The 12,850-nt window shown below is 67.8% G+C and carries 13 protein-coding genes; 7 read left to right on the forward strand and 6 right to left on the reverse strand.

The features are described from left to right. Window positions 1–122: 122 nt before the first annotated feature. From AABM56_RS02920 to pcaC, 7 genes are all read left to right on the forward strand, one after another. Window positions 123–971, forward strand: coding sequence for a CoA transferase subunit A (locus AABM56_RS02920; RefSeq protein WP_133862274.1), 849 nt, complete (start codon window positions 123–125; stop codon window positions 969–971). A 3-nt stretch (window positions 972–974) separates the two neighbouring features. Beyond that, window positions 975–1,760 carry a CoA-transferase subunit beta gene (locus AABM56_RS02925; protein ID WP_133862273.1) on the forward strand — a complete coding sequence of 262 codons (786 nt, stop codon included), beginning with the start codon at window positions 975–977 and terminating at the stop codon, window positions 1,758–1,760. Next, entirely contained in the window at window positions 1,757–2,971 is a 1,215-nt protein-coding gene (pcaF, locus tag AABM56_RS02930; protein WP_133862272.1) for a 3-oxoadipyl-CoA thiolase, read from the forward strand. The genes AABM56_RS02925 and pcaF overlap by 4 nt, the downstream gene beginning before the upstream one ends. 261 nt (window positions 2,972–3,232) lie before the next feature. Further along, window positions 3,233–4,525 carry an MFS family transporter gene (locus AABM56_RS02935; protein WP_263259577.1) on the forward strand — a complete coding sequence of 431 codons (1,293 nt, stop codon included), beginning with the start codon at window positions 3,233–3,235 and terminating at the stop codon, window positions 4,523–4,525. Between the two features lie 16 nt (window positions 4,526–4,541). Continuing rightward, window positions 4,542–5,900, forward strand: a complete 1,359-nt coding sequence (locus AABM56_RS02940; RefSeq protein ID WP_133862270.1) for a 3-carboxy-cis,cis-muconate cycloisomerase — start codon at window positions 4,542–4,544, stop codon at window positions 5,898–5,900. 16 nt (window positions 5,901–5,916) lie between these two features. Further along, a complete protein-coding gene (pcaD, locus tag AABM56_RS02945; RefSeq protein ID WP_347883825.1) occupies window positions 5,917–6,705 on the forward strand; it encodes a 3-oxoadipate enol-lactonase in 789 nt (262 codons plus the stop codon). A gap of 11 nt (window positions 6,706–6,716) precedes the next feature. Then, window positions 6,717–7,112: a 4-carboxymuconolactone decarboxylase gene (pcaC, locus tag AABM56_RS02950; protein WP_093257243.1), complete on the forward strand. Its 396-nt coding sequence runs from the start codon at window positions 6,717–6,719 to the stop codon at window positions 7,110–7,112. 368 nt (window positions 7,113–7,480) lie between these two features. On the opposite strand, the gene AABM56_RS02955 is transcribed toward pcaC, so the two are convergent. The 6 genes from AABM56_RS02955 to pqqB all read right to left on the reverse strand — a co-directional run bounded on the left by AABM56_RS02955 (window position 7,481) and on the right by pqqB (window position 12,807). Beyond that, window positions 7,481–8,887 (reverse strand): ATP-binding protein, encoded by a 1,407-nt coding sequence (locus AABM56_RS02955; protein ID WP_133862268.1) that lies wholly within the window; start codon window positions 8,885–8,887, stop codon window positions 7,481–7,483. 119 nt (window positions 8,888–9,006) lie between these two features. After that, window positions 9,007–9,531, reverse strand: a complete 525-nt coding sequence (locus AABM56_RS02960) for a GNAT family N-acetyltransferase (RefSeq protein ID WP_133862267.1) — start codon at window positions 9,529–9,531, stop codon at window positions 9,007–9,009. Window positions 9,532–9,694: 163 nt separating this feature from the next. Next, window positions 9,695–10,846, reverse strand: a complete 1,152-nt coding sequence (gene pqqE / locus AABM56_RS02965) for a pyrroloquinoline quinone biosynthesis protein PqqE (protein WP_133862266.1) — start codon at window positions 10,844–10,846, stop codon at window positions 9,695–9,697. Window positions 10,847–10,868: 22 nt separating this feature from the next. Continuing rightward, window positions 10,869–11,144, reverse strand: a complete 276-nt coding sequence (pqqD, locus tag AABM56_RS02970; RefSeq protein ID WP_133862265.1) for a pyrroloquinoline quinone biosynthesis peptide chaperone PqqD — start codon at window positions 11,142–11,144, stop codon at window positions 10,869–10,871. Then, window positions 11,141–11,890 (reverse strand): pyrroloquinoline-quinone synthase PqqC, encoded by a 750-nt coding sequence (gene pqqC, locus AABM56_RS02975; RefSeq protein WP_133862264.1) that lies wholly within the window; start codon window positions 11,888–11,890, stop codon window positions 11,141–11,143. The genes pqqD and pqqC overlap by 4 nt, the downstream gene beginning before the upstream one ends. Before the next feature lie 5 nt (window positions 11,891–11,895). After that, complete coding sequence (gene pqqB / locus AABM56_RS02980) at window positions 11,896–12,807, reverse strand: pyrroloquinoline quinone biosynthesis protein PqqB (RefSeq protein WP_133862263.1); 912 nt, start codon at window positions 12,805–12,807, stop codon at window positions 11,896–11,898. Between the last annotated feature and the right edge of the window lie 43 nt (window positions 12,808–12,850).

Here is a 12,850-nt window from a genome sequence, read left to right on the forward strand (position 1 = left end):
TGCTGTTCGATAATCGAACTGTTAGTCGATTATCGGATTGTTTGCATGGGTAGGGCTTTGTAGTCTGGCTCCAGACCGCCGCACCGGGCGGCGCCGACAACAAAGACGCGAGTCGACAATCCATGGCCCAGATCCTGTCCCTGAGCGAAGCCATCCAGCGCTTCGTCCACGATGGCGACACCGTCGCCCTCGAAGGCTTCACCCATCTCATTCCGACCGCCGCCGCCCACGAGCTGATCCGCCAGAATCGGCGCGACCTGACCCTGGTGCGCATGACCCCCGACCTGGTCTATGACCTGCTGATCGGTGCCGGCTGTGCCAGGCGGCTGATCTTCTCCTGGGGCGGCAATCCCGGGGTCGGCTCCCTGCACCGGCTGCGCGATGCGGTGGAAAAAGGCTGGCCGCACAAGCTGGAGATTTCCGAGCACAGCCACGCGGCCCTGGCCAATGCCTATGTCGCCGGCGCCTCCAACCTGCCCTTCGCCGTCCTGCGCGGCTACCAGGGCTCGGACCTGGCCAAGGTCAATCCGGACATCAAGTTCATCGCCTGCCCCTTCACCGGCGAGCAGCTCGCCGCGGTGCCCAGCGTGCGCCCCGACGTCACCGTCATCCATGCGCAGAAGGCCGACCGCCAGGGCAACGTGCTGATCCAGGGCATCCTCGGCGTGCAGAAGGAAGCGGCGCTGGCCGCCCAGCGCTGCATCGTCACCGTGGAGGAGATCGTCGACGACCTCCAGGCGCCGATGAACGCCTGTGTGCTGCCGACCTGGGCGCTCAGCGCGGTCTGCGTGGTACCGGGCGGGGCGCATCCGTCCTATGCCCACGGCTACTACGAGCGGGACAACCGTTTCTACCAGGCCTGGGACCCGATCGCTCGCGATCGCGACACCTTTACCCAGTGGATCGACACCTACATCCGCGGTACCGCGGACTTCGCCGCCTTCCAGGCGAAGCTGGCTGCGGAGGCCTGAATCATGAGCGACTTCACCACCAATGAAATGATGACCGTGGCCGCCGCACGCCGCCTCGGCAATGGCAGCGTCTGCTTCGTCGGCATCGGCCTGCCGTCCACCGCCGCCAACCTGGCACGCCTGACCCATGCGCCGGACGTGGTGCTGATCTACGAATCCGGCCCCATCGGTGCCAAGCCCTCGGTGCTGCCGCTGTCCATCGGCGACGGCGAACTGGCCGAGACCGCCGACACCGTGGTGCCCACCGGCGAGATCTTCCGCTACTGGCTGCAGGGCGGACGCATCGACGTCGGCTTTCTGGGCGCGGCCCAGGTCGACCGCTTCGGCAACATCAACACCACGGTGATCGGCGACTACCACCAGCCCAAGGTGCGCCTGCCGGGCGCCGGCGGCGCGCCGGAGATCGCCGGCTCGGCCAAGGAGGTGCTGATCATCCTCAAGCAGTCGCACCGCAGCTTTGTCGACAAGCTGGCCTTCATCACCTCGGTGGGCTTCGGCGAGGGTGGCGATCATCGCCAGCAGCTGGGTCTGCCGGGCAAGGGCCCGACCGCCATCATCACCGACCTCTGCATCATGGAGCCGGAAGCCGGCACCCACGAATTCGTGGTGACCGCCCTGCATCCCGGGGTGACCCGCGAGCAGGTGGTGGCCGCCACCGGCTGGACCATCCGCTTCGCCGACCAGGTCGCCACCAGCGCGGCGCCGACGGCGACCGAACTCGCGGCCCTGCGTGATCTGCAGGCCCGGACCAATGCCGCCCACGGCGGCCAGAAAGGAGCTGAGGAATGAGTCGCCCCGTCTATATCTGCGACGCCATTCGGACTCCCATCGGCCGGCTCAACGGCGGACTTTCCGCGGTGCGCGCCGACGACCTGGCGGCCATTCCGCTCAAGGCGCTGCGGGAGCGCAATCCCCAGGTGGACTGGACGGCGGTGGACGAGGTGTTCATGGGCTGTGCCAACCAGGCCGGGGAGGACAACCGCAACGTGGCGCGCATGGCAGTGCTGCTGTCGGGACTACCGGAAACGGTGCCGGGCGTGACCCTCAACCGCCTCTGCGCCTCGGGCATGGAGGCGGTGGGCCAGGCCTATCGCGCCATCGCCCTCGGCGAGATGGAGCTGGTGATCGCTGCCGGTGTGGAATCCATGACCCGCGCGCCCTATGTGATGGGCAAGGCCGACAGCGCCTTCGGTCGCGGCCAGAAACTGGAGGACACCACCCTGGGCTGGCGCTTCATCAATCCGGCGATGAAGGAGGCCTACGGCGTCGACAGCATGCCGGTCACCGGCGACAACGTCGCCGCCGACTATGGCGTCAGCCGCGCCGACCAGGACGCCTTCGGGCTGCGCAGCCAGCAGCGTGCCGCGGCGGCCCAGGAATCCGGCTACTACGCCGAGGAAATCGTTCCGGTGATCATCAAGGGTAAGAAGGGTGACCTGGTGGTGACGCAGGACGAGCATCCGCGTCCGGACACCACCGCCGAAGGCCTGGCCAAGCTCAAGCCGGTCAACGGCCCGGACCGGACCGTGACCGCCGGCAATGCCTCGGGGCTCAACGACGGCGCCTCGGCGATCATCCTGGCCTCGGCGGAAGCGGTGCAGAAGCACGGCCTCACGCCCCGCGCCCGGGTACTGGGCATGGCCAGCGGCGGGGTGGCGCCGCGCATCATGGGCGTCGGTCCGACCCCGGCGGTGCGCAAGCTGCTGCAGCAACTGGATCTGTCCATCGAGGCCTTCGACGTCATCGAACTCAACGAGGCCTTCGCCGCCCAGGGCATCGCCGTCCTGCGCGAACTGGGCGTGGCCGACGACAGCCCCAAGGTCAATCCCAACGGCGGTGCCATCGCCCTGGGTCATCCCCTGGGCATGAGCGGCAACCGCCTGGTGCTCACCGCGGTGCACCACCTGGAAAAGACCGGCGGCCGCCTGGGTCTCGCCACCATGTGCGTGGGCGTCGGCCAGGGGTTGGCGCTGGCGGTGGAGCGGGTGGACGGGATCTGAGGCTTTGTCGCTGAGGCAAATCGCGGCCATGGCGGTCCGCCGATGCGGCCGCTCCTACAAGAGCTCGATGTACTTGTAGGAGCGGCCCATGGCCGCGATAGCCAGAGCTGATCCTAGAGCGGTCGCCTCGGCAACCTACCAAGACTTCATCCACTGCTAGCCTCAATCCATGCCCACATCCCCTGTAACCGCGTGTGTCTCTCCTGGTCCGATGGCGGTAGGCTGTCCCCCGTCCATCCATACCTATAATTAAGGATCTCCATGAGCACTCACCCGCATTACAGCTTCGAGGAGCGCAAGAAGCGCATCTTCGCCATCGTCGGCGCCTCGTCCGGCAACCTGGTGGAATGGTTCGACTTCTACGTCTACGCCTTCTGTTCCATCTATTTCGCCGCCGCCTTCTTCCCGAAGAGCGATCCCACCGTGCAGCTGCTGAGCACCGCCGGCGTCTTTGCCGCGGGCTTTCTCATGCGCCCCCTGGGCGGCTGGATCTTCGGGCGCGTCGCCGACAAGTACGGCCGGCGCACCTCCATGGTCATCTCCATCCTGATGATGGGCGCCGGCTCCCTGGCCATCGCCTGCCTGCCCACCTATGCCAGCATCGGCGTCGCGGCGCCGGCCCTGCTGCTGCTCGCGCGCCTGCTGCAAGGCATCTCGGTGGGTGGTGAATACGGCACCACCGCCACCTACATGAGCGAGGTGGCCTTGCGTGGCCAGCGCGGCTTCTTCGCCTCCTTCCAGTACGTCACCCTGATCGGCGGCCAGTTGCTGGCGGTGCTGGTGGTGGTGATCCTGCAGCAGGTCCTGAGCGATGCCGACCTGCGTGCCTGGGGCTGGCGGATTCCCTTCTTGGTCGGCGCCGCCGCGGCCGTGGTCTCGCTGTTCCTGCGTCGCTCGCTGGAAGAGACCACCACCGCCGAGACCCGCGCCAACAAGGAGGCCGGTACCCTCAGCGGCCTGTTCAAGCATCACAAGGCGGCCTTCTTCACCGTGCTTGGCTACACCGCCGGCGGCTCGCTGATCTTCTACACCTTCACCACCTACATGCAGAAGTACCTGGTCAACACCAGCGGCATGGACGCCAAGACCGCCAGCGGCGTGATGACCTGCGCCTTGCTGGTGTTCATGCTCATGCAACCGCTGTTCGGCATGCTCTCCGACCGCATCGGCCGGCGCGCCTCCATGCTGCTGTTCGGCGGCCTGGGCACGGTCTGCACCTGGCCGATCCTCACGGCGCTGGCCAGCGTCCAGAGTCCCTTCGTGGCCTTCCTGCTGATCTGCCTGGCCATGGCCATCATCAGCCTCTACACCTCCATCAGCGGCCTGGTGAAGGCGGAGATGTTCCCGCCGGAAGTGCGCGCCCTGGGCGTGGGCCTGTCCTATGCGGTGGCCAATGCCATCTTTGGCGGTTCGGCGGAATTCGTCGCCCTGAGCTTCAAGACCCAGGGGCATGAAGAAGTCTTCTACATCTATGTCTCGGTAATGCTGGCGGTGGCCTTCCTGGTCAGCCTGAGATTGCCGCGGCAAGCCACCTATCTGCATCACGACCACTAAGCGAGAGGAGTCCTTCATGTCCAACCTGCTATTCGACGCCTACTTCACCAGCGCCGCCATGCGCGCGGTGTTTTGTGACCACGGCCGACTGCAGGGCATGCTGGACTTCGAGGCGGCCCTGGCGCGCGCCGAGGCGGCGGTGGGAGTGATTCCGCAGACGGCGGTGGCGCCCATCGCCGCCGCCTGCCGCGCCGAGCGGTATGACGCGGCCGAGCTGGCCCGGGCCGTGGTCAGCGCCGGCAACTCCGCCATTCCGCTGGTCAAGGCGCTGGGCCGGCAGATCGCCGCCCAGGACCCCGAGGCCGAGCGCCATGTGCATCGCGGCGCCACCAGCCAGGACGCCATGGACAGCGGCCTGGTGCTGCAGATCCGCCAGGCGCTGGACCTGCTGGACGCCGACCTGGCGCACCTGGCCGAGGCCCTGGCCATCCAGGCCGAGCGCCATGCCGATACCGTGCTGGCCGGCCGCACCTGGCTGCAACATGCGACGCCGGTGACCCTCGGTATGAAGCTGGCCGGGGTGCTGGGCGCCATCACTCGGCACCGCCAGCGCCTGGCCGAACTGCGGCCGCGGGTGCTGGTGCTGCAATTCGGCGGTGCCTCGGGCAGCCTGGCCGCCCTGGGCGATCAGGCCCTGCCGGTGGCCGAGGCCCTGGCCCGGGCGCTGGCGCTGAGCCTGCCGGAGCAACCCTGGCACACCCAGCGCGATCGCCTGGTCGAGGTCGGCGCCTGGCTCGGCCTGGTGGCCGGCAGCCTGGGCAAGCTGGGCCGCGATCTGTCGCTGCTGATGCAGACCGAAGCCGCCGAGGTCTTCGAGCCCTCGGCGCCGGGCAAGGGGGGCTCTTCCACCATGCCGCACAAGCGCAATCCGGTGGGCGCCGCGGTGCTGATCGCCGCCGCCACCCGCGCGCCGGGTCTGGTCAGCACCCTGTTTTCCGCCATGCCCCAGGAGCACGAGCGCAGCCTGGGGCTCTGGCACGCCGAGTGGGAAACCCTGCCGGAGCTGTTCTGCCTGGTCGCCGGCGCCCTGCAGCAGGCCCAGGCCATCGTCGCCGGGCTGGAGGTCGACGCCGCGCGCATGCAGGCCAACCTGGAATTGACCCACGGCCTGGTGCTGGCCGAGGCGGTCAGCATCGCCCTGGCCGGACGGCTGGGGCGCGAGGCCGCTCATCACCTGGTGGAGCAGAGCTGCAAGCGCGCCGTCCAGGAGGAGCGTCACCTGCGCCAGGTACTGGGCGATACGCCGGAAGTGACCGCCGAACTCTCCAGCGCCGAGCTGGATCGCCTGCTGGACCCTGCCCATTATCAGGGCCAGGCCCGCGCCTGGGTAACCCGCGCCCTGGCCGAACACCGCACCCTGCTTGCCCATCCCTAGACCAGAGGACTGCCTGATGCCCAGCGTACGTCTCGCCGATGGCGACCTGAACTACCAACTGGAGGGCCCCGCGGGCGCCCCCGTGCTGATCCTGTCCAACTCCCTGGGCACCAACCTGGCCATGTGGGACGACCAGGCCGCCGCCTTCAGCGAGCGCTTTCGCCTGCTGCGCTACGACACCCGCGGCCATGGCGCCTCCCTGGTGACGCCCGGCCCCTATCGCATGGACGGGAACGGCCGTGACGTCCTGGCCCTGGCCGACGCCCTGGGCATCGACCAATTCGCCTTCTGCGGCCTGTCCATGGGCGGCTCCATCGGCCAGTGGCTGGGCATCAATGCCCCCGAGCGGATCACCCGTCTGGTGCTGTGCAACACCGCCGCCAAGATCGGCACCCCCGAGGTGTGGAACGGGCGCATCCAGACCGTCGAAGCCGGCGGCGAGCAGGCCATGCGCGACCTGCGCGACGCCTCCATCGGTCGCTGGTTCACCCCCGATTTCGCCAGCGCCGAGCCGGACCGGGTCGACCGCATCGTCGCCATGCTCGCCGGCACCTCGCCCCAGGGCTACGCCGCCAACTGCGCGGCGGTGCGCGACGCCGACTTCCGCGAGGTACTGGACGCCATCCGCGCGCCGACGCTGATCGTCGCCGGCCGCCACGACGCCGTGACCACCCCGGCCGACGGCCGCTTCCTGCAGGAGCGCATCCCGGGCGCCGAGTACGTCGAGTTTCCCGCCGCCCACCTGTCCAACGTGCAGATGGGCGCTGCCTTTACCCAGCGCGTGCTGGCCTTTTTGAGCGCCTGAAGGAGTCGATCTTGGACGAAAGAGAACGTTATGAAGCCGGCATGCAGGTCCGCCGCGCGGTGCTGGGCGACGCCCACGTCGATCGCAGCCTGGAAAAGCTGACCCCCTTCAACGAAGAATTCCAGGAGATGATCACCCGCCACGCCTGGGGCGACATCTGGACCCGCCCGGGCCTGCCGCGGCACACCCGCAGCCTGATCACCATCGCCATGCTGATCGGCATGAATCGCGAAGGCGAACTGCGCCTGCACCTGCGTGCCGCCCGCAGCAACGGGGTGACACGGGAGGAGCTCAAGGAGCTGATCATGCAGAGCGCCATCTACTGCGGCATCCCGGCGGCCAATGCCACCTTCCACTTGGCGGAGGCGGTGTGGGATGAGTTGGGGGTGGAGTCGCTGGAGGGGTGAGTTTTCCCCTCAGTCGCCCCCTTGGATGGCGCCCGCTGGAGTGATCCGGTGGGCGTCGTTGTTTGTGGGGCGGGCGTAGGACGTAGGTTGGGTTGAGCGAAGCGAAGCCTAACGCCTGTGCTATTGGGTGCCAGGGCTGGTTATCGAGTGCTTTGAAGGTTCTTGTTTCGCCCACCCGGGCGACTCACTTTTTTGGCGAATGCAAAAAGTAACTCGCCCGGGTGGGCGAAACAAAAACTCTCCAAGCGCTCAATAAGTAGCCATGGCACCTACTAAACAAGTGTGAGGCCCTGCAACGTTGGGCTTCGCTAACGCTCAACCCAACCTACGAAAGCAGCCCCCAGCCCAAGCCAGGGGCTGCAGGCTTGTTACTTGGCCACTACCCGCGTAATCCGATCCCCCTCGGCATCATCCTGCCCCTTGGCCTTGTTGACCGCGTAGACCACGCCCTTGGCGTCCACCACCGCGTGGTTGGGATAGGTGCCCAGCTCCAGGTTGGCCCTGATGGTGCCGTCCGGGTCGACCACGGTCAGGGTGCCGGCGCCGCGGTTGGTGACGTAGGCCAGGCGCTTGACCGGGTCGAAGGCCACGTTTAGCGCCCCGGCGCCGGTGGTGACGTTGTGCAGGGTCTTGCCGGTCTTGGCGTCGACGATCAGCAGGTTGTCGCTGCCCTGGGCGGTGATGAACAGGCGATCGGTCTGGGGATCGTGGGCCACGCCCATGGGGGTCTTGGCGCCCTGGATCGGGAAGACCTTCTCGACCTGCTCGGTCTTGGCGTCGATCACCGCGGCTTCGTTGGTCTTCAGGCTGACGGCGTAGAGCTTGTGCACCGCCGGGTCCAGGTGCATGCCGACCACGGCGAACTGCTCGCCGCGCACGCCCGATTCGATGGTGATGTGCTTGCGCACGGCCGGGGTCTTGGCGTCGAAGCTGACGATGTCCGGGGTCATGGCCGCCGAGGCGAAGGCGCGGTCGAGTTTCTCGTCGACCACCACGGTGTGGGCATGGGGCACGAGGCCGGGTTCGAATTGCTTGACCAGGCCCAGGTCGCTCTGGCGATAGACCGCCACGGTGTTCTGCCGGGTGTTGGTGGTCCAGACGGTGCCGTTGCGATCGTCCACGCCCACGCCGTAGACGGCGTAGACACCGGCCTCCGCGCCGGGGGCGGCGGCCGGGGTGAGCTGGCGTTCGATGGCCAGGTCCTTGGGGTCGAGCTTGAGCAGTTGCGAGACCTTGACAGGCGGGCGGCCCACGGCCGAGGTGACGAAGAGGGCGCCGGTCTTGGCGCTGCTGTCCACCTGGTAGAGGCCGGGGACCAGTTTGACCGCGGTGAGGCTATAGGCGTCGGCGCCGGATAGCGGCACCACCGGCGAGACCTTGAGCGGGAAGACCGCGGCGCCCGAAGGCTGGGCGGTGCTGATGACGATGGGGTGCTGCCCGGGGGCGGCGTCTTCGGGGATGCGCAGGGTCGCCTTGAAGTTGCCCTGGGCGTCGGCCACGTAGGCGGCGTCGGGGTTGAGCGCCACGCCGCCGCGGGACAGGGTGATCTGCTGACCGGGGGTGAAGCCGCGGCCGTCCAGCGCCACCTCGCTGCCGGCCAGAATGGCGGTGCCGGTGACGGGGCTGACCTTGATCTCGCCGTGGTAGTCCGGATCGGGGGCTTCGAAGCTGGAGCGCGCCTGGACGGCTTGCCCACCCAGCGCCAGCAGGGCGGCCAACAAGGTAACGGAAAAGACGCGCCGGCCCTTGGCCGAAGACGCTGGAGCGATGTTCATCAGGGATTCCTTGTAGCGGCGATCAAGATGCCCGCGCCAGAGCGCCGGGCGGCAGAAGCCCTCCTGGGCTGGACCATGTTAAGGCGAAAGCGAAATACTTGCATTTAGATTTGCAGGTTTTATGCCTGCTCGTTGTCCGGGGTCTCGAGGGTGCGCTGCATCAGGCAGGCGCCGGCGCCATAGCCGGCCAGCTTGGCCTTGAGCGCGGCGTCGGCGGGAACCGGATGATAGTGGTGGCGCTGCCAGTAGCCGATGGCGTTGGACAGCGACACCAGCCGCCCCTGGCGCAGGCGGGCGCGCCGGGCCTGGCCCTTGGCGTGGCGATAGAGCCGCCCGGCCACGCCCTGGCCCTGGGCGGCGGGGTGCACCGCGCAGTCGTGCAGGAACCAGGTGGAAGCCTCGCTCGGCAGCTGCTCCAGGCGAGCCCCCAGCACCGGTGGCAGGCCGTCGTCCCAGGGATAGGCGATCAGATAGCCGCGCAGGCGATCCTCGGCATCGGTCGCCGCCCAGCAGTGCTCCGGGGCGAGTTCCAGGCGATTGACGTAGAAGGCGCGGTCTTCGAGCAGGTCGGCGGGGTAGGTGGCCGCCTGGATATCGAGAACGGCGGGGATATCGGCAGGGCGCAGCGGGCGTATCGAGGGCATGACGACGAGGTGAAAAGGTCCGGCCGGGCAGTATGGTCACTGCCCGGCCGGGAGGCAAATGCCTCGGAGCCGTGGGTGGTGAGTCCCGTCGACTAGCCTGCGCCTTGGCGCGGGGGACCGGATTCCGCCGACGACCTTGGCGTGCCTGGCGCCGCCGCTGGCTTCAAGCCTTGGCGATCAGCCGCGAATTGCGCTCGTTGCGGAATTGCAGGTCCTCGATCCGCTGGGTCGCGGTCTCGGCTTCCTGGCGGGCGGCGAGGATGAGGTCGTGGTGCGGCGACTTGGCGCAGACCGGATCGGCGTTGCGCGCATCGCCGGTGAGCATGAAGGCCTGGCAGCGGCAGCCGCCGTAGTCCTTTTCCTTCTCGTCGCAGGAGCGGCAGGGCTCGGGCATCCAGTCGTAGCCGCGGTAGACGTTGAAGCCGAAGGAGTCGTACCAGATATGCCTGAGATCCTGCTCCTTCACGTTGGGGAAGGCGATGGGCATCTGCCGGGCGCCGTGGCAGGGCAGGGCGGTGCCGTCCGGCGTGATGGTCAGGAACAGCTTGGCCCAGCCATCCATGCAGGCCTTGGGGCGCTCTTCGTAATAGTCCGGGGTGACGAAGATCAGCTTGCAGGGATGGTTCTCGGCCTTGAGACGCGCGCGGTACTGGTTCGTGATACCTTCGGCGCGCACCAGCTGGGCCCTGGTCGGCAGGAGACCGGCGCGATTGCGCTCGGCCCAGCCATAGAACTGGCAGGTGGCGAGTTCGACGAAGTCGGCTTCCAGGGCCAGGCAGAGGTCGATGATCTGGTCGATGCGATCGATGTTGTGCCTGTGGGTGACGAAGTTGAGCACCATTGGGTAGCCATGGGCCTTGACCGCCTTGGCCATGGCCAGCTTCTGGGCGAAAGCCTTCTTCGAGCCGGCCAGCAGGTTGTTCACCTGTTCGTCGCTGGCCTGGAAGCTGATCTGGATATGGTCCAGGCCGGCTTCCTTGAAGTCGGCGATGCGCGCCTCGGTGAGGCCGATGCCGGAAGTGATGAGGTTGGTGTAGTAGCCCAGCCGGCGCGCCTCGCGGATCAGCTCGGCGAGGTCCTGGCGCACCAGGGGTTCGCCCCCGGAGAAGCCGATCTGGGCCGCGCCCATCTCCCGTGCCTCGGCCATCACCTTGAACCACTGTTCGGTGGTCAGCTCGCGCCCCTGGGCGGCGAAGTCCAGGGGATTGGAGCAGTAGGGGCACTGCAGCGGGCAGCGATAGGTGACCTCGGCCAGCAGCCACAGCGGCAGGCCGACATTCGGCTTGGCTATGACCGGCGGCTGCGGGAGTTGCATGGGCACTCCAGGCAGCGACGTATCAGCCGAGCAGGAGCCAGTGCTCGGCACGGGCGACCTCCATGAATTGTTCGACGTCCGCACCCAGTTCGGGGACGCCGGGGAAGCGTTCGTCGAGGGCTTCGATGATGGCGGCCACGTCACGCTGGCCGTCGATCAGCCCGCCGATGGCGGCGGCGCTGTCGTTGAGCTTGATCATGCCCTCGGGATAGAGCAGCACATGGGCGTCCTGCGCCGGCTCGAACTGGAAGCGGTAGCCGGGACGCCAGCGCGGCACCTGGGTACGGTCGAAGCTCATAGGTCGATTCCTCGGTGCCAGCGACGCTCGGCGGTGACGCTGTGATAGGGCGGTCGGTGCAGTTCGTAGGCCATGCTCATGGCGTCGAGCATGCTCCAGAGGATGTCCAGCTTGAACTGCAGGATCTCCAGCATGCGCTGCTGGGATTCCCAGGTGGTGTAGTGCTGCAGGGTGATCTGCAGGCCGTGCTCGACGTCGCGCCGCGCCTGGCCCAGGCGGGTGCGGAAGTACTCGTAGCCGGCCGGATCGATCCAGGGGTAGTGGGTCGGCCAGGCGTCCAGCCGCGACTGGTGGATCTGCGGCGCGAACAGCTCGGTCAGGGAGCTGCTGGCGGCCTCCTGCCAGGAGGCGCGGCGGGCGAAGTTGACGTAGGCGTCCACCGCAAAGCGTACCCCGGGCAGCACCAGTTCCTGGGAGAGCACCTGCTCGCGATCCAGGCCGGTGGCCTCGGCCAGGCGCAGCCAGGCCTCGATGCCGCCTTCGCTGCCGGGCTCGCCGTCGTGGTCGAGGATGCGCTGCACCCACTCCCGACGGATCTCGCGATCCGGGCAGTTGGCCAGGATGGCGGCGTCCTTGAGCGGGATGTTGACCTGGTAGTAGAAGCGATTGGCCACCCAGCCCTGGATCTGCTCGCGACTGGCGCGCCCCTGGTACATGGCCACGTGATAGGGGTGGTGGATGTGGTAGAGGTCGCCCTTGGCGCGCAGGGCGGCTTCGAATTCGGCGGGCGTGAGGGCGTTGGGCATGGCGTTCACAACTCGATGGACATCCCGTCCCAGGCGACTTCCACGCCCTGGCGCGCGACGATGGCGCGTTCGGGGGAGTCTTCGTCCAGGATCGGATTGGTGTTGTTGATGTGGATCAGCACCTTGCGCTGGCGCGCGAAGCCGGCCAGCACCTCCAGCATGCCGCCGTGACCGCTCTGCGGCAGGTGGCCCATCTCGGTGCCGGTCCGGGTGCCCACGCCGCGACGCTGCATCTCGTCGTCGGTCCAGAGGGTGCCGTCCACCAGCAGGCAGTCGGCCTGGCCCATCAGCTCCAGCAGGGCGGCGTCCGGCTGGCCGAGGCCCGGGGCGTAGAACAGCTTGCCGCCGGTGTGTCTGTCATGGACCAGCAGCCCCAGGTTGTCGCCCGGATGCGGATCGTGGCGATGGGGCGAATAGGGCGGCGCGGCGCTGCGCAGCGGAAAGGGCGTGAATTCCAGATTCGGGCAGGCTGGAATGGTGAAGCTGCCGCTCAGGGCGATGGGCTGCCAGCTGAGCCCGCCGTTCCAGTGTTCGAGCATGTTGAACAGCGGAAAACCGGTGGTGAGGTCCTGGTGGACCATCTCGGTGCACCAGACCTGGTGGGGGCAGCCCTCGCGCAGGCTGAGCAGGCCGGTGGTGTGGTCGATCTGGCTGTCCAGCAGGACGATGGCGCGGATGCCGGTGTCGCGCAGGGCCCGCGCCGGCTGCAGCGGGGCGAAGCCGGCCAGCTGGGCGCGGATGTCAGGCGAGGCGTTGCACAGGATCCAGTTCACCCCGTCGTCGGACAGGGCGATGGAGGACTGGGTACGGGCCTGGGCCCTGAGGGTGCCCTTGCGGAAGCCGTCGCAATTGACGCAATTGCAGTTCCACTGGGGAAAGCCACCGCCGGCGGCGGAGCCGAGAATCTGGATATGCATGGGAAAGGCTAAACCTGGAAAAAGTACGCCCCGGCGAACCGGG

The organism is Pseudomonas aestiva (assembly GCF_039908605.1).
Classification (GTDB): Bacteria; Pseudomonadota; Gammaproteobacteria; order Pseudomonadales; family Pseudomonadaceae; genus Chryseomonas; species Chryseomonas aestiva.